This is a genomic window from Ruegeria sp. BF12, assembly GCF_056538705.1.
The window spans coordinates 430,297-453,735 of record NZ_JBQFTP010000002.1 but is presented as its reverse complement, the minus strand read 5'-3'; the positions used below and the strand labels follow the sequence as shown (position 1 = coordinate 453,735).

General features: G+C 55.4%; 25 protein-coding genes and 1 tRNA gene. 4 read left to right on the top strand and 22 right to left on the bottom strand.

Annotated features, from left to right (window positions below; genetic code table 11):
* Positions 1-24: 24 nt before the first annotated feature.
* The 7 genes from ACR0J0_RS05195 to ACR0J0_RS05165 all read right to left on the bottom strand — a co-directional run bounded on the left by ACR0J0_RS05195 (position 25) and on the right by ACR0J0_RS05165 (position 4,498).
* Complete coding sequence (locus tag ACR0J0_RS05195; protein WP_480661742.1) at positions 25-561, bottom strand: GNAT family N-acetyltransferase; 537 nt, start codon at positions 559-561, stop codon at positions 25-27.
* Complete coding sequence (locus ACR0J0_RS05190; RefSeq protein WP_480661740.1) at positions 558-1,166, bottom strand: LysE family translocator; 609 nt, start codon at positions 1,164-1,166, stop codon at positions 558-560. The genes ACR0J0_RS05195 and ACR0J0_RS05190 overlap by 4 nt, the downstream gene beginning before the upstream one ends.
* Positions 1,163-1,666 carry a GNAT family N-acetyltransferase gene (locus tag ACR0J0_RS05185; RefSeq protein WP_480661739.1) on the bottom strand — a complete coding sequence of 168 codons (504 nt, stop codon included), beginning with the start codon at positions 1,664-1,666 and terminating at the stop codon, positions 1,163-1,165. The genes ACR0J0_RS05190 and ACR0J0_RS05185 overlap by 4 nt, the downstream gene beginning before the upstream one ends.
* Before the next feature lie 84 nt (positions 1,667-1,750).
* On the bottom strand, positions 1,751-2,020 hold the full coding sequence (gene rpmA / locus ACR0J0_RS05180; protein ID WP_050602452.1) for a 50S ribosomal protein L27: 270 nt from the start codon (positions 2,018-2,020) through the stop codon (positions 1,751-1,753).
* 11 nt (positions 2,021-2,031) lie between these two features.
* Positions 2,032-2,649, bottom strand: a complete 618-nt coding sequence (locus tag ACR0J0_RS05175) for a 50S ribosomal protein L21 (protein ID WP_480661737.1) — start codon at positions 2,647-2,649, stop codon at positions 2,032-2,034.
* Positions 2,650-2,855: 206 nt separating this feature from the next.
* On the bottom strand, positions 2,856-3,578 hold the full coding sequence (locus ACR0J0_RS05170) for a DUF2059 domain-containing protein (RefSeq protein ID WP_480661735.1): 723 nt from the start codon (positions 3,576-3,578) through the stop codon (positions 2,856-2,858).
* Positions 3,579-3,655: 77 nt separating this feature from the next.
* The gene (locus ACR0J0_RS05165) at positions 3,656-4,498 is read right to left on the bottom strand and encodes a DUF2059 domain-containing protein (RefSeq protein ID WP_480661734.1); all 843 of its coding nucleotides are present in this window, start codon (positions 4,496-4,498) and stop codon (positions 3,656-3,658) included.
* 123 nt (positions 4,499-4,621) lie between these two features.
* On the opposite strand from ACR0J0_RS05165, the gene ACR0J0_RS05160 reads away from it, so the two are divergent.
* Positions 4,622-4,711: transfer RNA gene (locus ACR0J0_RS05160), tRNA-Ser, on the top strand.
* A 499-nt stretch (positions 4,712-5,210) separates the two neighbouring features.
* Here ACR0J0_RS05160 and ACR0J0_RS05155 read toward each other — a convergent pair.
* The 15 genes from ACR0J0_RS05155 to ACR0J0_RS05085 form a co-directional block, all read right to left on the bottom strand.
* Positions 5,211-6,080, bottom strand: coding sequence for a hypothetical protein (locus tag ACR0J0_RS05155; protein WP_480661732.1), 870 nt, complete (start codon positions 6,078-6,080; stop codon positions 5,211-5,213).
* Positions 6,081-6,109: 29 nt separating this feature from the next.
* Positions 6,110-6,898 carry a glutaminase A gene (glsA, locus tag ACR0J0_RS05150; protein ID WP_480661730.1) on the bottom strand — a complete coding sequence of 263 codons (789 nt, stop codon included), beginning with the start codon at positions 6,896-6,898 and terminating at the stop codon, positions 6,110-6,112.
* Entirely contained in the window at positions 6,870-7,067 is a 198-nt protein-coding gene (locus ACR0J0_RS05145) for an alanine:cation symporter family protein (protein ID WP_480661931.1), read from the bottom strand. The genes glsA and ACR0J0_RS05145 overlap by 29 nt, the downstream gene beginning before the upstream one ends.
* A 42-nt stretch (positions 7,068-7,109) precedes the next feature.
* On the bottom strand, positions 7,110-7,295 hold the full coding sequence (locus tag ACR0J0_RS05140) for a hypothetical protein (RefSeq protein ID WP_480661728.1): 186 nt from the start codon (positions 7,293-7,295) through the stop codon (positions 7,110-7,112).
* 46 nt (positions 7,296-7,341) lie between these two features.
* Positions 7,342-8,874: a phospholipase D family protein gene (locus ACR0J0_RS05135; protein ID WP_480661726.1), complete on the bottom strand. Its 1,533-nt coding sequence runs from the start codon at positions 8,872-8,874 to the stop codon at positions 7,342-7,344.
* Between the two features lie 52 nt (positions 8,875-8,926).
* Positions 8,927-10,015 carry a transporter substrate-binding domain-containing protein gene (locus tag ACR0J0_RS05130; protein WP_480661724.1) on the bottom strand — a complete coding sequence of 363 codons (1,089 nt, stop codon included), beginning with the start codon at positions 10,013-10,015 and terminating at the stop codon, positions 8,927-8,929.
* A gap of 105 nt (positions 10,016-10,120) precedes the next feature.
* Positions 10,121-10,966 carry a KPN_02809 family neutral zinc metallopeptidase gene (ypfJ, locus tag ACR0J0_RS05125; protein ID WP_480661722.1) on the bottom strand — a complete coding sequence of 282 codons (846 nt, stop codon included), beginning with the start codon at positions 10,964-10,966 and terminating at the stop codon, positions 10,121-10,123.
* Between the two features lie 186 nt (positions 10,967-11,152).
* Positions 11,153-11,338 carry a hypothetical protein gene (locus ACR0J0_RS05120; protein ID WP_480661720.1) on the bottom strand — a complete coding sequence of 62 codons (186 nt, stop codon included), beginning with the start codon at positions 11,336-11,338 and terminating at the stop codon, positions 11,153-11,155.
* Positions 11,339-11,360: 22 nt separating this feature from the next.
* Positions 11,361-12,371 (bottom strand): HupE/UreJ family protein, encoded by a 1,011-nt coding sequence (locus ACR0J0_RS05115; protein ID WP_480661719.1) that lies wholly within the window; start codon positions 12,369-12,371, stop codon positions 11,361-11,363.
* Complete coding sequence (locus ACR0J0_RS05110; protein ID WP_480661717.1) at positions 12,368-13,240, bottom strand: peptidyl-prolyl cis-trans isomerase; 873 nt, start codon at positions 13,238-13,240, stop codon at positions 12,368-12,370. Before ACR0J0_RS05110 ends, ACR0J0_RS05115 begins: the two co-directional genes overlap by 4 nt.
* A 63-nt stretch (positions 13,241-13,303) precedes the next feature.
* Positions 13,304-13,639, bottom strand: a complete 336-nt coding sequence (locus ACR0J0_RS05105) for a hypothetical protein (protein WP_480661715.1) — start codon at positions 13,637-13,639, stop codon at positions 13,304-13,306.
* 462 nt (positions 13,640-14,101) lie between these two features.
* Positions 14,102-14,902: a SphA family protein gene (locus tag ACR0J0_RS05100; protein ID WP_480661713.1), complete on the bottom strand. Its 801-nt coding sequence runs from the start codon at positions 14,900-14,902 to the stop codon at positions 14,102-14,104.
* A 258-nt stretch (positions 14,903-15,160) separates the two neighbouring features.
* Positions 15,161-16,867 (bottom strand): DUF3604 domain-containing protein, encoded by a 1,707-nt coding sequence (locus ACR0J0_RS05095; RefSeq protein ID WP_480661711.1) that lies wholly within the window; start codon positions 16,865-16,867, stop codon positions 15,161-15,163.
* 217 nt (positions 16,868-17,084) lie between these two features.
* Positions 17,085-18,968 carry a DUF3604 domain-containing protein gene (locus ACR0J0_RS05090; protein WP_480661709.1) on the bottom strand — a complete coding sequence of 628 codons (1,884 nt, stop codon included), beginning with the start codon at positions 18,966-18,968 and terminating at the stop codon, positions 17,085-17,087.
* Between the two features lie 10 nt (positions 18,969-18,978).
* Positions 18,979-20,907, bottom strand: a complete 1,929-nt coding sequence (locus ACR0J0_RS05085) for a DUF3604 domain-containing protein (protein WP_480661707.1) — start codon at positions 20,905-20,907, stop codon at positions 18,979-18,981.
* 118 nt (positions 20,908-21,025) lie between these two features.
* Between ACR0J0_RS05085 and ACR0J0_RS05080 the strand changes: the two genes are divergently transcribed.
* The 3 genes from ACR0J0_RS05080 to ACR0J0_RS05070 are packed head-to-tail and all read left to right on the top strand — an operon-like array spanning position 21,026 to position 22,841.
* Entirely contained in the window at positions 21,026-21,724 is a 699-nt protein-coding gene (locus ACR0J0_RS05080) for a Crp/Fnr family transcriptional regulator (protein ID WP_480661706.1), read from the top strand.
* Positions 21,725-21,763: 39 nt separating this feature from the next.
* The gene (locus tag ACR0J0_RS05075) at positions 21,764-22,504 is read left to right on the top strand and encodes a hypothetical protein (protein WP_480661704.1); all 741 of its coding nucleotides are present in this window, start codon (positions 21,764-21,766) and stop codon (positions 22,502-22,504) included.
* 7 nt (positions 22,505-22,511) lie between these two features.
* Positions 22,512-22,841 carry a hypothetical protein gene (locus tag ACR0J0_RS05070; protein WP_480661702.1) on the top strand — a complete coding sequence of 110 codons (330 nt, stop codon included), beginning with the start codon at positions 22,512-22,514 and terminating at the stop codon, positions 22,839-22,841.
* Positions 22,842-23,439: the final 598 nt, after the last annotated feature.

The window sequence follows — 23,439 nt, the reverse complement described above, 5'->3', positions numbered from 1 at the left end:
TGCAAAGGCCCCATCGGCCACAAGTCAGAGTTTTTTACTGTACGTCCAGGTGGGCACATTCGCATCGCGTGCCACCGAATAGCTTTCGGCATCCCCAAGGTATTCAAACCCGCAATGCGTAAGTACCCGGGCCGAGGCCGGATTGTCCTGAAACACGCTGGCAAACATCGTCGCATTTTCCAACGGGTTTGCATTGACCAGCGCTTCGACTGCCTGCGAAGCAATGCCTGTGTTCCAATAGATCGGCGCGACCCAATAGCCAACTTCGGACTGGTTCCGGTCAAGCCGTTTCAGCGAGATCAGGCCGATCAGCTCGGGACCACCATCCTTGGTTGCATCCATGACCCAGACGTCCTCGTCTCGTTCGTCACCCATCGAGCGGGTAATGAAAGCCGCGGTCGAGCCAGGCGCCAGTGGATGCGCGATACTTGTGGTCATGCGCGCCACGCGCTCATCACCTGCATAATGTTCAATGAGACCCAAATCCGAACGGCGCAGTGGGCGCAGATCGAACCGCTCGGTTTCGATGACCGGCTGGTTTATTATTGTCTCAAGTTTCATGAGTGCGTTCCTCCTCCGAACAACACAAAAAGTACAGACGCAACAGTGAGACTGGCTAACGTCCACATCAGATATTTTTCCACGGGCCGACCTTCAACCACGTGGGCAATTCTATCTCCGGCAAAAGTCCAGATCGGATGTAAGACCGCCTGGCAAAACAATAAACAGAGAGCGATCGTGAACGTTGCGTTAAAGGTGGGCGTGCCAGCCGCAACGAACCCGGTAAAACCGGCGATGATCATCGCCCAAGCCTTTGGGTTAAGGGGGTGAACAATCAATCCCGCCCAAAAACCGGGCACTTCTCCGGTGCTCTCACTGCGCGACAGGCGCAGGTTGGCGATTTTCCACGCAAGCCAGCAGATATACGCCGCCGAGGCGTATTTCAGCACCGTAAAGACCATCGGTGCCTGGTCTGCGAGTTGCAGCAGACCAAATCCCACCGGCCAGATGATCAACTGCTTGCCCAGGATAACGCCGGCCACAAACGGCAGCGCCGCCTGAAACCCATACCGCGCACCCGTGCCCAACAATACCATGTTGGCGGGACCTGGCGTGCCAACCTGACTGGCAGCAAAAATCAGGAAACTGGCGGTGGCGACTGTCATTTTTTCGCCTCCCATGCGTTCCTGTCCAATTCCATCCATTGTAGCGTCACGGTTTTGCCGGTCGATCGCACAACGGTTTCGGACTGCGAAGTTGGAACGAAGCCAAGCTTGGACAGCACGGAACGAGAGCGTTCGTTGCCAAGATGGTAAGAAGCCTTCAGGCTGTTGCTATCACCATTAAAGTGACGGTGAACAACAGCGCTTGCGCTCTCGGTCGCAAGGCCTTGACCCCAAAAGGACTGTCCCAACCAATACCCGAGCTCTTCACCTGCAGAAACAGTGCCGATCAGTTGGCCATCTTTTTCAATCGCAAACGCGTCATAAACCTGTGAAGCCAGATTGGTGACGAAGTTTTCCGCGTCTTCAATGGTAAAGGGAAACGGAATGCTGTTCACCCAGCGCACAACATCCAGATCGTTCAGGAGCGCAACCATACGCGACGAGTCTTCACGCCGGAACCGACGCAAGACAAGAAGCTCTGTTTTAATCACTTCGGTCATGGGACCGCTCCTGAAAACGAGAAAGGGGACCGGCACTTTGTGCCGGTCCCCCATGAATTTTTCTTAAACCTTCTGGGTTTCGGCTTACTCTGCGGCCTCCGCCACTGGCAGGACCGAAATAAAGGTGCGGTTTTTGAGTCCCTTGTGGAACTTCACGGCGCCATCAACAGTTGCAAAGATGGTGTGGTCTTTGCCAATGCCTACGCCTTCGCCCGGCCAGAACTTGGTGCCGCGCTGACGTACGATGATGTTGCCTGCGATGGCTGCTTGGCCACCGTACAGTTTCACGCCAAGGCGGCGACCAGCTGAGTCGCGACCGTTACGGGAGGAACCGCCAGCTTTTTTATGTGCCATTCTCTCTCTCCTTAGCCTTTGGCCAGCTCTTTGGCCTGCTCAACCCATTCGGGCTTCACTTTGACCGTTTCGATAGCAGCAATCTGCTCGTCCGACAAGGCGGCCAGAGCAGCAAAGCTCTCGATACCGGCTTCGGCCAGCTTCTTGGCAGCGGCAGGGCCGACACCGTTCAGCTTGGTCAGATCGTCAGTGGCAGCAGCAGCGGGTGCCTCTGCTTTGGCTTCAGCTTTCTTCGCAGCAGGCTTTTTAGCCGCCGGAGCAGCTTCGCCAGCCGGTGCCGAACCGGTTGCAGCTTTGATGCCCGACTTGTCAGCGCCCGACGACAGGATGTCGGTGATCTTGACCAGAGTCAGTTTCTGACGGTGGCCAACGGTGCGCTTCGAGCTGTGCTTACGACGACGCTTGACGAACTTGATGACCTTGTCACCTTTGATCTGTTCGATCACTTCGGCCTGAACGCCTGCGCCTTCAACGAAAGGTGCGCCAACCACCGGAGCGTCACCGCCCAGCATCAGAACATCGTTGAATTGAACTTTTTCACCTGCGTCGGCAGCCAGCTTTTCAACGCGGAGCACATCGCCCGCCTGAACCTTGTACTGCTTGCCGCCAGTCTTGAGGACCGCAAACATGCGTCTTTCCTTTTCTAACCCGCGTTCTGTGGTCCCCGTCTGGGTGTTTCGGCCTAGGCCACCTCGAACAGCGCGCCCTTTTCGGGCTGTGTGACGACCCATGGGACCAGCCCGATGGGTCAATAATAACGATACCCGGCGCGGAGAAACCGGCCGGGATGCGCGCTTATCCATAGAATACCGGTGAAAGTCAACATCAAAAGCGGTCAAAGATCCGACGCGCTCAGAACCCTCGAGACCGCCTGCCCAAGTTGATAGTAGATCTGGTCATACATCAGATCGAAACCATCGAAAAAGGCTTCATTCACGGCGCGTCCGGTCTCGGTCCGGGAAAATGCGATGTTCTCGCGCATCTGTGCCTCGTTCAGGGGCTGATAGGCAACCAACAGAAAGGAGTACATCCAGATTCTGGTTTCTTCGGTGACGCTGTCCTTGTCCGACAACAGCTGCGCCAGAATGTCTTCTGAACTGGCACCGATATCTGCGCTCAGACCGCGAAAGAAATTGTAATCCGAACTGAGAGAGCTGTGAACGTTCTTCTCGATCAGTTCATTGACTTCGATGTATTCGTCAACAAGGCGATAGAATTGACTGTCGCGCGAGCCGTTGACATAGTTCTCACGCGCCATGTCCTTGATGGTTTCATCCGCAAATGCCTGTCGCGCCGAGTTTTCCAGCGAAACAATGGTTTGCCCAAGGTCGCTTTCAAAGAACACGATGGCGCGGTCCAATTCGCTGCCTGTCAGGCTGGCCTCGAAGGTCTGAGTGATCTGCTCGCGCATCCAGATCGGATCATAAATGTCGTCCACCTGTGCTTCGAACAGAGGGCCGCCGTTACTGCCAAGGAACGTGTCATTCAGATCCTGTCCCTGCACCCTGCCCTCTTCGCGCAGAATGTCGATGACTTGTTCCAAATGGAGTGCCTGCATCAGGCGCTCAACCCTTTCTTCCGCTGCCAGGGGCGCAGCGCAAAGCAAAAGGGGCAAACAGAAGGCAAATAAGCGCATCAGATATCCTGAGCCGGGTGCAGGTCAGCCATCCGTGCCGCGAGAACTTCGAACTTCATAGCCATGATTTCGTACTGAATGGCATTCAGCAACTCATAGACTTCCTGCATCAAAGGCTGCTCCAGCGCCTCCGCATATGCGATGACTTCGGAATCCGAAAAGTCCTGATAGGTGTAGGCCGCGCCGGCAAGCGCAGACAGTTGTAGCGCCTGGCGCATACCAGTTTCGTTGCGCTTCATCATCTGACGCAACTCATCCGCGTCCAGTTGCAGGTCGATCACACCCGAAGCGCTTGCAGCAAGAAGGAACCGCACCTGAATTTCCTGCAGCGCGCGCAAAGCCGTGCCGCTGGAATCAATCGCATTGTTCATACGCTTCAGGTTTTCAACGCGCATGGAGCCATTCTTGATCAGTTCGGAAACGATCTCTTGGCCTTCTAGTTGTTTTGCCTCGTCATCCTCGATCATATGAGACGCATTTTCAGCGTCGACCAGACGTTGACCAAGATCCGAAGCATAGAATTCAACCGCGTGGTTCAGCGCATCGTCGCTCAGCGTCTGCTCAAGAATCGACACCGCGGTTTCGTGCATGTCCTTGGTGTCAAAAACTTCTTCGGTCAGACGTGCCCAGTCGGACCCGAAACCCTCGGGGTCGATTCCCAGCATTTGCGGCGCAGAAGCGGACGCAAGCGCGATGCTCTCCAGCGCAACGTCAAACCCCGTAGTGGTGAGAAAGGCTTCGATCCGGTCCCTTCCGGCAGCGGCAGCGTGTTGAGATGCGGCTGTAAGGGTCAGAAGCAACAGAAAAAGCGGAAAACCGATGTGGCGTGCAAGATATGTCATAAGGATGAGCCTAGGCGAAATACGTCGTCAGGCAATGGAAAATCCCAGCTTTGTTAATTTCGGGAATTTTCTGCTTGCACCCTCTCGCGTTCATCACTAAATCCCCCCCTCACAGACCCCCGCGGAGAGGTGCCGGAGTGGTCGAACGGGGCGGTCTCGAAAACCGTTGTGGGTGCAAGCCCACCCAGGGTTCGAATCCCTGTCTCTCCGCCACTATCCCCTTAAAAAAATACGTGGCCACTTGTGAGAGCCGCCAAATCGCCTGCATAACCTCGAAACTCGGCATACTATGCCGAGATTTGAGGTTCCAATTGCGCCGACTATGCCGTCTCGAGACGCCGGAACCTGGTTCCCGGACCTCGCCAGATGGCCGCAAATGATATCTCCTGACTGCAAATAAAACAGGTCTCGCAAATACTGCGAGGCCCGATTTCAGGTCATGAGCAACTGAGGCTTGCCAGAAACCATTGTCCCCATCAGAGCGCACAGCATCTTGCTCTTCCTGTGTCAGATATCGAAGATAATACCGCTCGGTTGTCCTCACCGACAAATGGCCGATATATCGGCTGACCCGATATATACTCCAGCCTTCCTGCAGGGGTTCGATTGCAAATTTGTGCCTGATATCATGCAGGCGTGAGCCGAAACCGGTCTCCTGCCCGTATTCCCAGAACAGATTCGATGCATCCTTGTAATGCCCGTGAGAACCGCTTTAAAGCGCGAGAACTCCGGCCAATCCATGTTTTCGTGCAGTGTCAACAAGGTGATGAAACCGGGCTCTAAATCGGTGTTCATGCGGGCGATGTCTTTGGTGTGCATGAGTGCATAGGGTCTTCGCATGGACATCAATGCAGCGGCATAAATCGAAAACTGCCAGACAAGGACTGTTGGTTTGCTCGCCTGAACTTCCAACACGTCGAAGAGATCCGTCTTCATTCGCAGATCGGCGGCGTTGTTTGTCGAATCTAAGGATGTTTACCGCGACATCTCCCCCTGCCCGCGCGACATTCTCGGTAAAGCTTCCCTGTGGGCTGGCTTGCTGATCTGCCGAGCCTCCGGGGAGGTTGGAAACACTCTCGGGGTCGACGCCCGGCAAGTTACCCTCTCGGACATCCCCCAGTTTTTGCAGACCCGTCTTTGCCGACCGTCCGGAGCGTTTGAAAAACCGCCCGATCCCCTCGGGCACGCCTTTCAGAGTTTCTTTCGGCTGTTTGGCAAACTGGCGCAGGTTTTCGAAGGTCTCTCCGGCTGTTTCCTCAGCTGCATCGATGAACTGCTGATCGTTCTGGATATGGTCAAGCGCAGCAAGAGCTCGAATTTCGGTCAGACGCGCTTTTAACATGCCTGGACCCGAGGCTGAGAATTGTCCGAATGTCGTTTCAATACGGTAAGTTGACATGAAACCATCGGTCGGCACCTGTTCTTCGATGCGGTAAATCTCGGTCGAAAGCGGAATGCCCTGGACGCTTTCCTGCGCAGACAATACGGGCGGCACTTCGTATTCGATGCTTAGCGCCGTGTTCGGAGCAAACAATAAAGCGACCGGGACGGCTTTCAGGAAATTACTCTTGATCAGGTTCATTTTTTCCACCCACTTTAATTTGATCAAGTTCAGAACACCGACCAGCTGAGCCTATGCGCCAATTCCTCGACTGCTTTGATCGCCAAGACCGCGTTGCCTTTCTTGTCCAATGCGGGGCTCCACGCGGCGATGGACCCAACGCCGGGGACAATGGCGACAAGCCCTCCGCCGACCTTGCTTTTGCAGGGCAAACCGATCCCAAAGGCGACCTCACCTGAGGCGTCATAACACCCACAGGTCATCATCAGCGCATTCACGCGGCGTACGCGTTCTGGCGTGACACCCGCGGTTTCCGCGTCAGGCCCGTTGCCCTCGGTTGCCAAAAACCGTGTGGACGCAGCGAACTGACGGCAACTCATCTCGTTGCTGCACCGACGGAAATATATTTCGGTGACCTCTGTCACATCGCCGCGAATGTTGCCTTCGGCCAGCATGAAGTAGCCCAAGGCCCGGTTGCGGTCGCCCGTTGCTACCTCAGAGGAAAAGACATCGTCGTCCGCCATGATATCCGGCGAGTCTGCCAGACGTCGGCAAAGCTCAAGAACCGGATGCAAACCGGGTTCGCCGGATTGGTGTTCTAAAATTACATCGGACACAACAATCGCGCCCGGGTTAATGAAGGGGTTTCGAGATTTGCCGCGCTCGAACTCAAGCTGAACGGTCGAGTTGAAGGGATCACCCGACGGCTCTCGGCCCACGCACTGCCAGAGTGATGCACCGACATGCCCAAGCGCCACGACCAGCGCGAACACTTTCGAGATGCTTTGGATGGAAAACGGCACGCCAGCATCACCTGCAATGATAGGTTCTCCGTTCAACGGTGCAAACGCTATGCCAAACCGGTTTAGCGGGACGCTCGCGAGTTCCGGGATTTAGTTGGCACCTCTCCGCGATCAGCCTCACCGTCCATTCGGGCAGCGCCACCATCCACATCCAGAAGATTGCTCCCGGTCCGCCCAGCGTCAGGGCACCCGCGACACCTGCCAAGTTCCCGGTGCCAACCCGCGACGCAAGGCTGACAGTCAAAGCCTAAAACGGAGTGATCCCGCGTTTGTCGGTGCTGGGGGCTGCCGTGATGACGCGCAGCATCTCGCCAAAATGTCGGAACTGCGGGGCACCGAGTCGGATCGTGAAATAAAGCCCAGCCCCCAGCAGCGCGTAAACAAGGACATAGTTCCAGAGAATACCGTTCAGACCATCAACAAAAAAATCCATCTAAAACTCTTTCTCTTAAATTGCGCCCACTCTTTTTGGACCCGCATTAAAGCTGCGACCCAATAGGCAGGATCGCCAATATCCCGGCCTTGATGTGATCAAAGAAACTGCCGGTGGGTTCGTTTTTATACAGCAGGATCGCGCCATCCTCGCGGCGGGATCGCCAGGTGAGACGGTCATCCTCGTCATACTGGACCGAATAGGTGTTTTCCTTCAAAGCTTCATCCAGCACGACCACTGCGCGTTTTGTCAGATCCGGTGAGTCAACAAGCACACCCATTTCGGTGTTTATGTTGACCGACCGTGGATCCCAGTTGAACGAGCCCACAAACAGGTATCGGTCATCAATGGTAAACGCCTTGGTGTGAAGGCCCGCGCGCGACTGACCCCAGTTCACGCCCCTCTGATGCACCCGATCGGAATCAGGGCGCAATTCAAACAGCTCAACGCCCCCGTCCAGCAGCGCGCGCCGCTCTTTTGCATAATGCGCATAGACAGGCGCCACATCGTTTGATGCCAGTGAATTGGTAACGACGCGCACCTCGACCCCGCGATCCTCAAGTTCGCTCAGCCATTCAACCCCTTTCTTGCGCGGAACGAAGTAGGCCGACACGATGTTGACCGAGCTTTCGGCTTTCCGGAAATAGGGCACCATTTGCGATGCCAGAATGGGCTGACCGTTATCGGCCCCGGCCGCTTTGGACGGCGGGTCGGAATACAGTTTGGCCGGAACCCAGTTCAACCTGAGCGTCCTAAGCGTAAAGTTCTCTTGCGCTGCTTTTTTGACCGCCGCTGCATACGGGGTTTTCAGGGATTCATCGACCAGCGCATTCAACAGCACGCGGGCGTCGTCCAACCCCAGAGTCTCGGGTTCGTCAATCACCGCGCGGGCGGGAACGGCAAATTCGCTGTTCCAGTATTCGTCGAAATTATTCGACACCTCATTCACCACCGGCCCAGCCACGAGGATGTCCAGATCGGCATAGTTAAACTCTTCCTTGGCCAGAAAATACTCATCGCCCACATTGCGGCCACCGACGATGGAAATGGTGTTGTCTGCGGTGATGGACTTGTTGTGCATCCGCCGGTTGATACGTTTGAAATCCGTCAGGCCCGCGATCAGCAGGCTTTGGTCGCGCCAGAATGGATTGAAAAGCCGGATCTCGATATTTTCATGGGAATCCAGTGCCGCCGTCATCGCGTCATATCCGGATGTATCCATGTCATCTAGCAGCAGCCGAACCCGCACACCGCGATCCGCCGCATCAAGCAGGCTTTGGGCGAACAACTGCCCGGTTAGGTCGTTGTGCAAAAGGTAGTATTGCGCATCGATTGACACATCCGCCTGTGCCACCAGCACCATGCGCGCCGCCAAGGCTTCTTCTCCGTTGCTGATCAGCTTGACGCCCGACCGCCCGTCGCGCGGGTCACCCAGTTTGCGCACCGCCGATGTCAACCTGCTGTTGGACGGCGTCTCGACGACCCGCGATGGAGTTTGGACAAAATCCCGAGGCCCTGTCGAACAGGCTGCCAGCGCGATAAGTCCCAGCAAAACCCATAGAAATTTTCTCGACATCATCTTTCTTCCTTTGGCCTTATTCTCCAAACCAGATCGGTGGAGCTGGAACGTCTCATTTCCCGATGTACCTTAGCACCTCGGCCTCCCATGCCGGGCTTTTGCGGACAGACAGCAAAGCGCGATTGAGCACTTCGACATATTCACTTTCATCCTGCAGGGCGAAGGCATAGTTTTGTTCTTCGAACTCATAGGGCAGCACTTCGAGGGTCTCGAAACGACCCTGCTCTCGGCCCTGTAGGATTTCGTATTTTAGGGCGGGTGCATCCATGACAACCGCATCGACCCGGTCCGTTTCCAGGCTAGTGACTACTTCTGACAAGGTAGCAAAGGTGCGCGCGGCAATGCCTGACCGTTGCAGATATTCTGCCGACGTTGAATCCGCCAGCGTCGCAACCCGCACCTTCGCCAGATCTTCTGGTGAACGGATTTCGGATCGGATCTGCTCCAGCGTGAATGCGCTGGCTAAAATAGCCGTGATGCTGGCTACCATGATGGTACTTCCCACCGCCAACAAAGCCGAGAGAATCCGTGCATTCGGTGTTTTGAACTCGTAATAGCGAATGGGACCGCGCGTCACGAACAGCAGTCCGATGACCAGAGCCTCCATCACTTTCCCACCTCGAGTTTTCATCGCGTAGAGCTTCGAGTTGATCTTATGCTCAAGCAGATAAAAGATGCCGCCAACCACAGCTGCCGCGCCGAAGACGATGATGATCGCAGTCAGAATTCGCGGACTCAGAAGGAATTGCCGGATCGAACTTAGATAGCTGACCTTCTTTATCCCAATCGCCTTGTGGGTCTCAAAAAAGGAATGAGAAAAGTCGACCAGTTCTTCGCGTTCCGGCGTGATCGAAAGGCGGGAGACACCAACTGCGGATCGACCGGTGGCGACACTTTCGATCATGTCACCGAAATTCATGACCGAAAAGCCGTACGTAATGTCCAATTCCCTGCCGACGCGGTCCCACAAGAAAATGGCCAGCCCATCCAGGTTGCCACCTTCCTGCATCACGAAAGGTGGACAAACCGCTCCAGCGATTGGCACCGAGCCTCTACTATCCTGTGCTCTGCCGTTGTCGGGCAATAATGCCAAAGTGAACAGCACAGAAATACTCAGGATCAAAGAAAATTTACGTTTCAAACTCACATCATTGAAATAGATTGGTTTTCGAAGAACGAAACTCAGAGCTTTTTCAAAGCAAAATTTGGCCTTTAGTTTGAATAAGTCCGCTGGCATCACCAGTTCCTACAACCGGTTCGTCGAGAAGGTGTCGCAACTGTTGGGGTCCCCGGTTTCATATCCCTGATAGAACCAGTTTTGCCGTTGCTGACTTGTGCCGTGAGTAAAGCTGTCCGGAACCACCACTCCCTGTTGCGCGCGTTGCAAAGCGTCATCTCCAATCGCGGCTGCGGTGTTAAGAGCTTCTTCTATATCACCGGCCTCAAGTACGCCAAACCGCTGATCAACGGCGCGGGCCCAGACACCGGAATAACAATCAGCCTGAAGCTCCACGCGCACCGAAAGGGCGTTCGCCTGGGATTGGCTGGACTGGCTTTTGGCACGGTTCACCTGTTCCAGAACGCCAAGGCTGTTCTGAACATGATGGGCCACTTCATGCGCGATCACATAGGCTTTGGCAAAGTCGCCGCGCGCGCCGAGGCGCTGTTCCATGACCTGAAAGAAGGACGTATCCAGATAGACGCGTTGATCGACTGGGCAATAGAACGGACCGGTCGCGGACATGGCACGCCCGCAGGCTGAATGGGTCCGGTCCGCAAATAAGACCAGTATGGGTGGCGTGTATTGAATGCCGGAGTTCCGGAATATCTCTGACCAAATTTCTTCGGTATCGGCCAGGATGACGGCCACAAACTCTTCGGTTTCGTCGTCAATCTGCACCGGCGCATTCGCTTGCGGCGCCGAAAGTTGACCACCACCGGTCAAAAACGGGGTCACATCCACGCCCAGAAACAACCCTACGACAACGACCACGATCAATCCAAGACCGCCGATACCAGCACGGGACGTGCCGCGCGACCCATGGCGTCGGTCGTCGATGTTTTTGCTTGTACGTCGTCCTTTCCAGCGCATGCGGCCTCCGAACAATTCGGGTAGTCTACCACAGTTTTCACGGTTCCCCGATCTACGAGGTTTGAACGGGGAACCGATCCGGGCTTCCAAAGCCTGAGGCAGTGACAACCGTAACTAATGGACGATATCGGGTGTCACTTCGCCACCACTCAAATTGCGCTCAGTGTATTGGAACGTCCGAATTCCTCAACCGTCGATACCGGCAGTATCGCGTGCTGTTTCGGCCGGAGTGCAACGATTGCTCACCCCGATCGTTGCCTGCTGGACTTGGCGTTTCGCGGCCTTTTCCGGTGTGCAATCCGGGTCCACCACGTCGCAGCCAGCAAGCGCGACTACAGCGACCATCATCACGCCTCCAAGTATTTTAATCATTGTCCCTTCTCCATCTTTTTGTTCAAAATCCTGCCAGCCGTTCGGCCAGCCAGAACGCTGCAATGCATCCGATGGGATATCCGAGAAATTGGCGCGACGGCTCATGTGCCATCGACCAGCCCCAGACCATTTGCAGTGTCTTTTTCAGCGTCAGGAACACGCCCAATACGGCAAAGATGAATGCCAGTTGCCCTGCCTCAACGCCGAGGTTAAAGGCCAGCAAGGCCGCCGGGATGTCCTGCTCGGGAAGACCAATCTCGGCCAGCGCTCCGGCAAAGCCCAGACCGTGCAGCAGGCCGAACCCAAAGGATGTCACCCAGGGGAAACGGCTGGCCAAAGTCTTTGGTTTGTCGTCAGAGCGCAGAACCTCTGTCGCCAAAAAGACGATCGACAGGGCAATCACGGCCTCGACCGGAGGGCCCGGTACGTTCAGCACGCCAAACGTGGCCAGAACCAGCGTGATGGAATGCGCGACGGTAAAAGCAGTCACTGCCGAGATCAGCTGCCGCAGATTGCGGATCAATACCAGCAGGGCAAAGACAAACAGCAAGTGGTCCCAGCCTTCAAGGATATGTTCAAAGCCCAGAACCCCATACTGCCACAGCGTCTGAACAAGCCCCTGTTGCGCGGGCAGCGTGACGGCCGGTGCATCCGGCGTCAGTCGGAAGGTCGCAATGTTCACCGTGTCCAGATACCCCACCCGCAGTAAGACGTCCGTTCGCTGCGCATCAAGCTTGTCGATTAGGATCATATTGCCGCGCAGGTCTTCGGCGCAGGTCATACGCCAGATCTGAGTCCAGGCGCGACCGTCAAAGACCGGCGCGTCAAAGGTGGGTGCGGTACAGACATCCGGAAGCGCAACGTCGATATCCATCGGTGCTCCCAGAACGTCGGGTTTGCGCCAAAAGACGTGCCAGTCACTCTCGGTTTCCTGCGAGATTTCCAGATAACCGGGTTCCAGCGCGTGAGCATTTACAAAGGCGGGAACCAGAAGCCCCGCCAACAGCACAATCAGCGTCAGAAGGCGACTCATGTGGCACCCGCTGGCGCGTCGGTCTCTGCGGGTTCCTGAATCGTGTAAGTGGATCGCAGGTTTTGCAGAAGGGTCTCCGTCGCGCGTTCAGCCTGCTTCTCACGCCAGTCGGCCAAAACACGATCCCGGATCGCGCCAAAAGGCGGCAGAGTGGCGTCCAATCTGTTGTCGATCCGAACCATGTGAAGTCCGAAAGACGATTGAACAGGTCCGCTCCATTCACCCAGCGGCAGAGGTTGCAACTGATCAAAAAAGCCCGTTCCAAAGTTGCCATCTACTGAGTTGTGCGCGCTCAGATCAAACCCGGCCGGAAGCAGTGACGCCTGACCCAACTGGCGGTGGTCTTCGCCTGCCGTCAAACGCGCCCGGGTCTGTTCGACAAATGCCTCGCTTGGGTTTTGCCCCAGATAAACAAGGCTGACTGCAAGCCGTGCGGGGGTCGTGAACGCGTCGGCATTGTCGGACAGGTAAGTTTGCAGCACCTCATCCTCGGGGCGGGCCGCGCCTGCCTCGGAGGTCAAAAGGAAGTTCATCTTCTGCACCAACCGGTTGCGGATGATCTCGTCATTCCCATCCAACCCCAGCGCCAAAGCTTCGCGCACCAACACTTCCCGGTTCAGCCAATCCTCTTTGAGTTTCGCCAGTTCCTCCGCCGTCGGAGGGCGCCGCCATGTGTTTTCGTACTGACCGGCCAGAATGTCGATCTGACGCTGATCGACAATGATGACCCGCGCATCCGGGTCAGCGTACCAGGCGTCCGGTTGTGCAAGCTTGAACCAGCCAAAGATCGCAAGGCTGAGAACTGCAAAATGGACAAACGGCTCGGTGACAATCCGGCGGATCACACTTGGTTTGAATGAGGGTGGCATGGTCCGACGCGGAGGGTTCGTTGTTTGCCAGTGCGCATTCATCGCTTTGCCCTGTTCATGGGTTCACACCCCCTTTGGAACCAACAGTTTCAGCGTGAAGCTGACGGTGTCGGCAGCTGAAACCGCCCCATCGAAAAAGTTGTGCTCGTAGGACAGTGACCATTGCCACGGTAGCCCTCCACCCTTGACGAGCTTGGACACCTTGACCCCCAGCGGCAGGCTGTTGAATTCGCTGGCCTCCCAGTCGTAGACAAAAACCATTTCGGATGTTCCGGCAGACCAACCATTGCTAAGGTTGTAGTTGAAGACAGGCTGGATTGTGGACAGGTTAACATCCGACCGTTCATCGTCCCCAGCGACGGTAAACAGGTTTTGATTGAAAAGTCCCCAGAGCCCCATTTTTCCTGTTTCGCAAACCCTGCCGCAGGCCCTAAGGCCCATTTCTCTGCGCTCAACCCGTCTTCGCCGGTCGGCAGTAAGGCCACCGCGCCGACGCCGAAACGACCCCAGGACCTATCGAAGGTCATGAGGTCGAACAAAGTGGTGTCGCTCAGGCCCGACTGCCCATTGGCGCTGCCCGTCACATATGGCAGCGTGAGCCGTGCAATGTGGTTGGTTGATCCCAGTGTAAATGGGATCGCAGCCCGAAACTGCAGCAAGCTGCTGTCCTCCGGCGAGTTGTGTAGATTAAAATTGAAAAACCCTTGCAACTGAAACGACATAATCGAAGCCGTCGGGTCATTAGCGGCCGATTCCAGCGATTCTGAGTTTTCCTGCGCCTGAACACCCCAAGGGACCAAAAAAGCCACCAACCAAGACAGGTACATATTCTTAGACACGTTTAACACCGTGATTTCATTTTCAGAAAGACAGAGAGATCAAGGCCGTCAGGACATCGCTTTCAAATCGCCGTTTTGCCGCAAACTCATGCGTATATTTGAGCTTTAGGGAGGCGTCGGCTCCCAGCAATGTTCCGCCATCATAGGTGACAAGCGGGCCAATACCGCTGACCTGAGCCCGCAGGCTGCTGGCCCCCAAGGCGATCCGGGTGAGTTCGGCGCCTGCACCACTGTCATCTTCAAGCTGATGGTAAGTGTACCCGGCAAGACCAACCCCCCAGCCCGAGCGGAAGCGTTGCACAACGGCTCCTTCTAATTGAAATGCAGGAGCAGTCTGATAGTCGGTAGCATCGTTTTCTTCGCTGAACAGCAGGCTGGCCGCACCCGAAACCTCAAAACCACGTTCCGGAACAAACCAGGTCGCAGCAAAGAAGGGTTGGAAAGACCAGACATTCTTGCCGGCATTCAAAACTTGGACGGTGCGCTGCTGAACGTTAATAGATGCGGTATTGTATTCGCCAGTCGGCGCAAAAACGGTTATGCCCGTGCTGTAATGAAGATTGCCCCGGTGCCACCCCACCAAACCTGTCAGGCTGATGTCACCGAAGCTTGAGAGCGTGTTGTCAATGTTCGCACCCTGCAAAGGGGGGCGGATCGCGGTAAAGGTGAGTTCGGCGACGGGAAAGGGAACGGTCAGGTTTATGGCAGGGGTCCCGCCAAAGAGCTGCGCGTCGAAAACCTGAGTTAAACCCAGTCGCCATAGGTTCAGTTCGAGGTCTGCGTCTGCTGCAATCGGAAGCCCTGCAAGCGAAACGCCGTCCACGCTACCGTCCAGATAGTCGAATGTCAGACTTGTGTAGGATCCCGGCTCGGGCACAAATCCCGAAAACGTATCTCTGGTTCCCAGAAAGTAAGCACCCAGACCCCCTTCAACCGCAATCGCCGGTTTGACTGGCAGAACTGTAATCGTAGCTATAGCCACGGCACCCATCGCTGAGCGCATCTCGCGCAAAAGCACTTTCATTTTTCACCTCGTTCTAACTTCTTGACGCGTTTGCCGTGCTTTTTTGGGTTTTTGGGATCAGGGTGTGTACCAGATGGGCGACCTGTAAGCGCGTTCCTGCGTGGTCATCGGAGTGCCTTCTGGCATTTCTGCGTCAAACTTTACCGCGTCGTAAGCTGTCCAGCGTGGCGTTGGGATTTCGATCACGCGAGCGTAATAAAATGCAGGTTCTGAAGGGTCGAAATCGGGGCCGGTCCAGACGGTGCCTAATTCAGGCGCGCCTATCGAGTTGGTCCAAGTGGGAATGGACAGATCGACGGTATTGCCGACAGGAGGCATCTTGCCGGCTGCATCCGGCGACCGATCACCACCCCACGCCACATCGTAGACCATTTCCATAGTTTCTCCGCTTTCCGCGTCGATCCAGCCTTTGATGATCTGAATGCGGTCGAGGTTGGCGCCATTTGGATCACGCAAAGAGTAGACGCGGAAATCTGGCGCGTCCCCGTCGGCAGGTGTTGCCAAGTCGCCGCCCATTGGCACCCCGCCGGAACAACCGATGCGAGCGAAACCTCGCCGCGCCAGAGCATCGCGGTCGTAGTCCCCTCCGAAGAAACGCACTGTCATGCGTGGCCCGGTCGTCCCATAAGTCTCGCGTCGTTGTATCGCGTCAAAGATCGACTCGAGTGTATTTTCCCGCGCCCAAACGGCCGTCAATCCGGCGGCGTTGTTTTGGGAAGAGTAATAGGCTGCCTCTCCATCCGGAAATGTCCGGCCCACGTGGACTGCGCGGTCCGCTTTCGGTTCAAAGGCGGTGAATTTCCCGAAGAAATTATCCTCTGTCACCGTTGTAAGCCCGGTATGCGTGTCCGTTGCAGCACTCGCGCCGAATTTGTATGGGTTCGCGCCCAATTCCGCCTCCAGCGCCAACCCCCTCAAAAGGCCAGAGCGGGCGTATTCACCCGGAAGCATTTCCTTTGTTTTGCGTTCAGAACTATCGAGATTGCCGTAGTCCCATGTTTCAAAGTCGGCGAATATGTCATCAGGCGACAGGAACGGATGCGCTTCACCATCTCCCTTGTACTGTGTCCATTCATAAAGCGGCTCCCACTTCTGGCGCAGTTCGGCGTATTCCCGGTCCAAAGGCGGGGTGCCGTCAGCGAAGTCGTCAACCAATGAAAACATCCAGCCGTTGGACAGATTGCCGTTGTGGGCAATCGCCAGCGCGTCACCGCCCGTGGTATCCTCATAAGCTTGAAGCCAAGCATAGAGATCGCGCGGGTTCGGTGATCCCATCGGCGGCGTCGTGGTGTAAGGTACAAGCTGCCTGGTCCTGTTCGGCCCATCGCGCAAAATGACGTTGCGATGCAAATTGTTGCCGCTCACAAGCGAAGTCCATTCGAAAGCGGCGAACGTCGTAAAAACGCCGGGTTGGTAATACTCCTCGGCAATAGTGACCAGATTGTCCCAAACGCGCACATAAGCTTCGTTGCCCAGTTGATAGTTTAGGGCAGGACTGAGGGTGCCTTGCGCGAAACTTGCGGTCATCTCCTGCGCTGCCCTGAGTGCAGCTTCGCCGCCCTGATTGAATGCTTCGTGGAAACTGCGCCCCTGTTCATCCGCCATTATATTGGGAGCACCCGAAATTATATCAGTGATCGCGCCCATCCCATCGGAGTGATCTGTGATCATGTAAAAGTCAAAAGGCCGCGCGAGTTTCACAGGTTGGCCAGTGTTTGAGATCACCTGTTCACCTCGCGCAAACCTGTATGCATCCCGAGGCATCAGCCGCGTTCCGCCGCCGCCTGCATCCGCTGAAAGGCTGGTATGAAATGTGTATCTCCAAAGAAAACGCGCTCGAGGTACGCCCGGTCTGCGTAGGGCGAATAGGGTCTACCTTTCAAAGCGTTGGCGGTCGCGTTGGTTGGCGTCTCCTGGCATAATGCTGCGGCCGCAGCGAAAACAAAAATGCTTGAAGCAATTGATAGAGTGTTCATTAGAATTACTCCGGAGCATACCAAATGGGCGATGTGTAGGCCCGGTCCTGAATGGATTCAGGCGCACCCACTGGCAATTCGACACCAAAGAACTTGCGGTCATAGGTGGTCCAGCGCGGGGTCGGAATTTCCAGTACCCGAACGTAGTAGAAAGCGCTCTGATCAGCGTCGAAATCCGGATCTTCCCAATAGCCGCCAAGAATGGCTTGGCCGATGTCATTGGTGTATGAAGCCTCTTCGGCATTAACCGTATCGCCCACCAGACCATTGCACGCACCATCAACAACCTCGCGCCCACCACAAGAAACGTCATAGACTTTTTCGGATGTGGTGCCGTCTGCGTTGAGCCAGCCCTTGATGACCTGAACCCGGTCCAGATTAGCACCATCGGGGTCTCGCAACGCCCGAATTAGGAAACGCGGCGCACGGCCTTCACTCTTTCCCAGATCACCCCCCATAGGTACGCCATTGGCGTAGCCGTGCGCCGCGAAGTCCGACCGAGGGAGGTCAGATTCCTTAAAGTCATACCCGGCAAAGACACGGACCCTAATGCGCGTGCCAGTAGTCGCGTAAACCTCTCTGCGCATCATCGCGTCAAAGATGGCCTCGCGTGTGTTCTCTTGTGCCCAAACCGCTGCAAGGCCCGATGCGCTGGTTTCCCACGCGCGGATCGTATTTTCCGGGGCGCCTAACCGCCCTGCTATGGCTTCTTCGAACCTCACTGGATCGGCCGTGGGTTCAAGCTGCGTCACCTTGCCGAAAAAGTTTTCCTCACGCGTTGTCGGCAACGAAGTATGGGCGTCGGTCGATCCAATCATGCCAAATTTGAAAGGGTTCGCACCTAACTGCGCCTCGTAGGCCAGCCCCCGCCGCAGCGCCGGTCGGGCATACTCCTTCGGCAACATATCGGGTGTCTTGGGTTCAGATCCGAAATTGGCCGAGTCCCATGTCTCAAAATCCGCGAAAGGATCATCGGGTGACAGCATCGGGTGCGTTTCACCGTCGCCTTTCATCTGCGTAACTTCATAGATCGGTTCAAACCTGGCTCGACGTTCCGCGTACGCCTGATCAATAGGGTCTTCCGAACCATACGGGGTGTCGTCGAACATCAACCCGTTGGACAGATTGCCATTATGTGCGATGGCCAACACGCGCCCGCCGGTTTCCGTCTCCAGCGCCTCCATCCAATCCCAAAGGCTCTCAGGGTTAAAACCTCCGTCAGACGAAAGCGGAACGCGAGAGTTAGCGACATCTTTGCCGTCTCGGTACACGACCACGCGGTGCATGTTGTTGCCATTTGGCGTTGAGGACCATTCGAAACCGATGATCGCGGAAAACAGACCAGGCTCATTTGCTTCTTCTGCGGCGTCAATTGTCTCTTCCCACGGACCACGTGAGAAATCGGGATTGTTCGAGTACGGGTTCTTGCCTTCAAACCGGGAGCCGGCCCACAGATTCCACGCCTCTCCAGCCGCCTCGGCTGAACCATCCTTGACATAACCATGCAACGTTTGACCGAATTCGGTATCCAGTACTGCGGGGTCGTCCCGCTTGAGCATGGGCGCGACGCCAAGCCCTTCGGCGTGATCTGAGATCACCAGCCAGTCTAACGGACGAATGAGGCGCACGGGAACACCCATCGAAGACACTACCTCTTCGCCCTTAGCGAACCGAAACGCTTCGGCAGGGCCAAGGTTGTTGCCGATCATTCCGGCATCTGGCGAATAGGATGTGTGCAGGTGGGTATCACCAAAAAGAACCTGATTAGGGAAATCCTGTTGGGGGTAAGGTGAGTACTCACGGTCGCCCGGATTTGGCGGTGGTGCGTCCTGAGCGAAGGCCGCTGAGGACAAAGCAATGATGGATACCGTAAGTGCTTTTAGATACATGGTTAAAACCTCAAGATGGCGTGTACCAGATGGGGGATGTATAGGCCCGTTCCTGGATTGAAACCGGAGCACCGTCGGGCAGTTCGGTGCCAAAAAACTTGGCGTCGAAAGTTGTCCAGCGCGGGGACGGAATCTCAAGCACGCGGACGTAGTAGAAAGCCGACTGCGTCGGGTCGAAATCGCGGTCTTCCCAGAAACCGGCCAGAATGGCCTGACCGATATCGTTGGTCCAGGTGGCCGTTTCCTCAACGACCGTATCACCGACCGGACCATCGCACGCCCCATCTATCAGTTCGCGCCCGCCACACGCGATGTCGACGACCCGTTCGGTAGTGGTTCCGTCCGCGTTCACCCAGCCTTTGACGATCTGGATACGATCCAGATTTGCGCCATCAGGATCACGCAGCGCCCGCACCATGAAACGAGGTGCGCGGCCATCGCTCGTGGAAAGGTCAGCGCCCATCGGCACTCCGTTTTCATAGCCGTAAGTGTCGAAATCCGAGCGTGGCAGGTCTGTCTCCTCAAAGTCATATCCTGCAAAGACACGCACGCGCATGCGCGTCCCGGTCGTCGCAAAAACCTCTCTGCGCATCATCGCGTCAAAGATGGCCTCGCGTGTGTTTTCACGCGCCCAGACGGCGGCCAGCCCCGAGGCTGAGGTCTCCCATGCCTTGATCTGATTAGCTTCGTCACCAAGGCGACCGGTAATCGCCTCGTAGAAGCGCATTTCATGGGCTGAAGGTTCAAGCGCGGTGATCTTGCCAAAGAAGTTCTCTTCGCGAGAGGTGGACAGGGACGTATGTGCGTCCGTTGACCCGATCATCCCGAACTTGAACGGATTGACGCCGAGCGCGGCCTCATGTTGTAGCCCCAGACGATAGGCCGAGCGCGCATATTCACGCGGCAACATTTCGGGTGTTTTGACCTCGGTGCCAAAGCTGCCTTTGTCCCACGTTTCGAAATCCGCGAAGGCGTCATCCGGAGACAAGGCCGGGTGGGTCTCACCATCCCCTTTCATCTGGGTCACCTCGTACAGAGGCTCCAGACGTTGCCGTCGCTCGGCATATTCTGCGGACAGAGGTTCCCCCGAGAACCGTTTGTCATCAAACATCAGCCCGTTGGACAGATTCCCATTATGTGGGATGGCCAATAGCTGGCCACCGGTTTCGGACTGGTAGTCCTCCATCCAGTCCCACAGCGCCTCGGGATCATTGCTAAGCCCATTGGACAGCGGAATACGGGTATTGGCCTCTTCCTTGCCATCCCGGTAAACGACGACACGGTGCAGATTGTTGCCGTCCGGGGCCGAACTCCACTCATATCCGATAAAGGCGGTAAAGCTGCCGGGCACATTGGCCACTTCGGCGGCGTCGATGATTTCTTCCCAAGGAACCTTGGGCACGTTTTGATCTGACGCCAGATGGTTCGTGCCTTCATAGGCGCGGCCGAGCCACAGGTTATAAGCGGCCTGCGTGCTTTCGATCGTCTTCTGGCTGACCAACTCATACAGCTCTGCGCCCAGAGGGTCTTCCAGCAAAGTCGGATCAGCGCGCGTCAGCAGCGGCGCAATGCCAAGACCGTCAGAGTGGTCGGCGACCACCAGCCAATCCAATGGTCTCTGCAGTTTTGCGGGGATGCCCGTGGACGCAACCACCGTTTCGCCTTTGGCAAATTTATAGGCATCCGCAGGGGACAGTTTGTTAAAAACCAATCCGGCATCCCACGAGTAGGACGTGTGGAGGTGCGTGTCGCCGAAAAAGACCTGATTAGGAAAACTTTGTTCCGGGTATGGGGAATATCCTGCCCGATCTGGTGCTACATTGGGCGCATCCTGCGCCACTGCCGAATGTGCTAATATGCCTACAATGCAAGTTATAGCAGCGTAGCTAATCGCGGAAGCTGAGAATAGAAACCCACGAGAACTCTGAGCGGAGTACATCTCCTATGCCCTCATAATATTGTTTATTATCAGGTAATTATGCTATTGTAACGTAAACGTTGTTGGGCAAAGCTAACAGAACAGTTTGCCAAATACTTTCCCAAATGGGGTAATTGCGATGAAGAAGGAATCTAAAGATACATTTTTCCCTATCTTTTCTTCAGCATGGCTAAGAGGCGTATCTCGAGAAAGCTTAGAAAAACTTGAGCAGATTTCGGAAATCGTCACGTACAAGGACAAGGAAACGATTTACGCAATTGGTGGGGCGCAAAACTTTCTCTATGGCACCGTCTCGGGAAAGGTTCAGGTTCGCCTCACACTTACCGAAATGGAACCGGTTCTGGGTCATATCCATCACCCTGGTGCCTGGTTCGGTGAATCAGAGTTGTTGCTTGACGTTGACGGTTTGGTGGAGATGAAGGCAGCAGGCGATGTCAGATTGGTCAGGATCGCATATTCCCGGTTTCGGCCACTGGCAAATGCGCGCCCTGATCTGTGGGCGGCAATTGCCCGCCTAAGTTCTATGAACCAACTGTTGGCCATGTCCGCGGCCAATGACCTTGCACAACGAAATACCCGCAAGCGCATTACGGCCGCGCTTTTGCGATTGGGCGGATGGCGAGGCGTTTTGCAGGGAACCGAACCGACAGACACCGTTGTTGCCAGCCAGCAGGAACTCGCGGACCTGTCGAATATCGCCCTGTCCAAGATTTCTGTCTATTTGGGAGAAATGGCGGCCGAAGGCCTAATACGCTTGGAATATGGTCGCACCGTCTTGATCGACTTGGATGGATTGCGATGCGTGGTCGAGGAGTAGATTGATGTGTGCTGGCACATGTCATAACTGTAGCCAATCTTGGAAAAAGCTTCCTCTGCCCTTTTCTCAGGATTAAATAATTTTTCGATCTTCTGTCTTGGGGTGTTCGGCCCGCGTTCAGCTTTGGCATGTCCAGTTTGCGTCACGCTGCCCGAGACCTCACTTGCGGATCACTTGATCACGGCTGATGTCGTCGTTTTGGCGGTACCGGCGCAGGATAACCCGTTCAAATTTGCTCCGCGTCAGATCATCAAAAGCACTTCAGACGATCTGGAGAGAGTCCCTGAAATTCCATTCTTGATTGACAGCGCAACCCGCGCTGCCTGCCGCGCTGACCCCGAGATGACAGTTCTGCTGACCTACGGTACCGTTTCTAAGGATGGCGCTGGACGTGGCTTGTCACGCAAGAGGACAAGGATATTCACGCTGACCCCCGAGCGCGAAAAGTTCCTGGAAGCGCTTTGGGCCGAAGCAGAACTGTGGCAGGACCGCACTACGGCATCCAATGCGCGCGTCGCGTTTTTTGCCCGATACCTTTCGCAAGGAGATCGGGTGCTAAGAGATACTTCCCTTATCGAAATCGATCGAGCGTCGTACGGAAGTATCCAAATATTGCGCAATACGGTTGCTGCAGACGAGTTATTGCGCGAGTTCGACAGCCTCTCTCGTATGAGTTTCGTTCCGGTTGCTGGGCCTCCAGGGCGACGATGGCAAGGCCAGACAAATTGTCCGAACACGATATCCCAATTCGGTTTTTCAAAGTTCGGGGTATGCGTATGATTGGGCTGTGGCTGGGATATCTGTCGATGGGCCGGACGCTATCACCGTTGTCGACGCCGCGTTAGGTTCGGTAAACCTCAAACAGGACCATAAGCAATCCCTCATTCGCGCCCTGACTGACTCAGGTTTGGTGTCGTCTGCACTCAGAGATCAGATCATCAGGATTATTTCCCGCGAGTTGGAACAAGATCACTCGTCGGCTTTGGAGATTGCTATTGCCATGCGCAATTGGAATGAAACGCTTCTGGACAGCCAGTTTGTATCTTTGCTCGAAAACGAAAACGTTGATCCGGTAACGCGGTTCGTCATCCAAACCAAACTCGCCCCAATTGAGTGACAACCAACTGTCTCGAGCTGCGTTGAAACCGCTTCATTGATTGGCCGCACATACTAAAGCAGCCGATCTTTTTTGCGCAGTGCAATTACCAATCCTGCAAGGCGTCGGTGAAAAATTCTCTCATGGCTGGTTGATCCGAACATCCGGTTTCTGGAAATGGACTGTCCAATCGGGAAAGGTAACGAAGGTCTGCTATCCGCCCTTCGGAACCTCAATGCACCTTCGGTGACAACTGAAGAAGTTCACCCATCTCAAATCACTATGACGCTTTCCTAAGACACCCCCACCCGCTTTCTGTGCCGTGCCTGCTTATTTTGCCGCCACAAAGCCCTTGTTTTATTGATGTGACGATTTCTGCATAGATATCAAAAACGGTCTCGAAAACCGTTGTGGGTGCAAGCCCACCCAGGGTTCGAATCCCTGTCTCTCCGCCATAATCCTTCCGATTTGGTCGCCATATCGTTTTCAACAACTGTGTTGTTAGTCGATGGCACGCGCGACGGCGTGTTATTGCCATCAGCGCCAGTCGTATCGGCGCAGGCTGGCTCAATACCCCGTATTGAAAAGAACTTTGGGGAATTCCCCTTTGATTATCATT

What these genes read in the sequence shown, in the direction of transcription:
- ACR0J0_RS05195 (WP_480661742.1), bottom strand. Translation starts at nt 561, where the DNA reads ATGAAACTTGAGACAATAATAAACCAGCCGGTCATCGAAACCGAGCGG.
- ACR0J0_RS05190 (WP_480661740.1), bottom strand. Translation starts at nt 1,166, where the DNA reads ATGACAGTCGCCACCGCCAGTTTCCTGATTTTTGCTGCCAGTCAGGTT.
- ACR0J0_RS05185 (WP_480661739.1), bottom strand. Translation starts at nt 1,666, where the DNA reads ATGACCGAAGTGATTAAAACAGAGCTTCTTGTCTTGCGTCGGTTCCGG.
- rpmA (WP_050602452.1), bottom strand. Translation starts at nt 2,020, where the DNA reads ATGGCACATAAAAAAGCTGGCGGTTCCTCCCGTAACGGTCGCGACTCA.
- ACR0J0_RS05175 (WP_480661737.1), bottom strand. Translation starts at nt 2,649, where the DNA reads ATGTTTGCGGTCCTCAAGACTGGCGGCAAGCAGTACAAGGTTCAGGCG.
- ACR0J0_RS05170 (WP_480661735.1), bottom strand. Translation starts at nt 3,578, where the DNA reads ATGCAGGCACTCCATTTGGAACAAGTCATCGACATTCTGCGCGAAGAG.
- ACR0J0_RS05165 (WP_480661734.1), bottom strand. Translation starts at nt 4,498, where the DNA reads ATGACATATCTTGCACGCCACATCGGTTTTCCGCTTTTTCTGTTGCTT.
- ACR0J0_RS05155 (WP_480661732.1), bottom strand. Translation starts at nt 6,080, where the DNA reads ATGAACCTGATCAAGAGTAATTTCCTGAAAGCCGTCCCGGTCGCTTTA.
- ACR0J0_RS05140 (WP_480661728.1), bottom strand. Translation starts at nt 7,295, where the DNA reads ATGGATTTTTTTGTTGATGGTCTGAACGGTATTCTCTGGAACTATGTC.
- ACR0J0_RS05135 (WP_480661726.1), bottom strand. Translation starts at nt 8,874, where the DNA reads ATGATGTCGAGAAAATTTCTATGGGTTTTGCTGGGACTTATCGCGCTG.
- ypfJ (WP_480661722.1), bottom strand. Translation starts at nt 10,966, where the DNA reads ATGCGCTGGAAAGGACGACGTACAAGCAAAAACATCGACGACCGACGC.
- ACR0J0_RS05120 (WP_480661720.1), bottom strand. Translation starts at nt 11,338, where the DNA reads ATGATTAAAATACTTGGAGGCGTGATGATGGTCGCTGTAGTCGCGCTT.
- ACR0J0_RS05115 (WP_480661719.1), bottom strand. Translation starts at nt 12,371, where the DNA reads ATGAGTCGCCTTCTGACGCTGATTGTGCTGTTGGCGGGGCTTCTGGTT.
- ACR0J0_RS05110 (WP_480661717.1), bottom strand. Translation starts at nt 13,240, where the DNA reads ATGCCACCCTCATTCAAACCAAGTGTGATCCGCCGGATTGTCACCGAG.
- ACR0J0_RS05105 (WP_480661715.1), bottom strand. Translation starts at nt 13,639, where the DNA reads ATGGGGCTCTGGGGACTTTTCAATCAAAACCTGTTTACCGTCGCTGGG.
- ACR0J0_RS05095 (WP_480661711.1), bottom strand. Translation starts at nt 16,867, where the DNA reads ATGCCTCGGGATGCATACAGGTTTGCGCGAGGTGAACAGGTGATCTCA.
- ACR0J0_RS05090 (WP_480661709.1), bottom strand. Translation starts at nt 18,968, where the DNA reads ATGTATCTAAAAGCACTTACGGTATCCATCATTGCTTTGTCCTCAGCG.
- ACR0J0_RS05085 (WP_480661707.1), bottom strand. Translation starts at nt 20,907, where the DNA reads ATGTACTCCGCTCAGAGTTCTCGTGGGTTTCTATTCTCAGCTTCCGCG.
- ACR0J0_RS05080 (WP_480661706.1), top strand. Translation starts at nt 21,026, where the DNA reads ATGAAGAAGGAATCTAAAGATACATTTTTCCCTATCTTTTCTTCAGCA.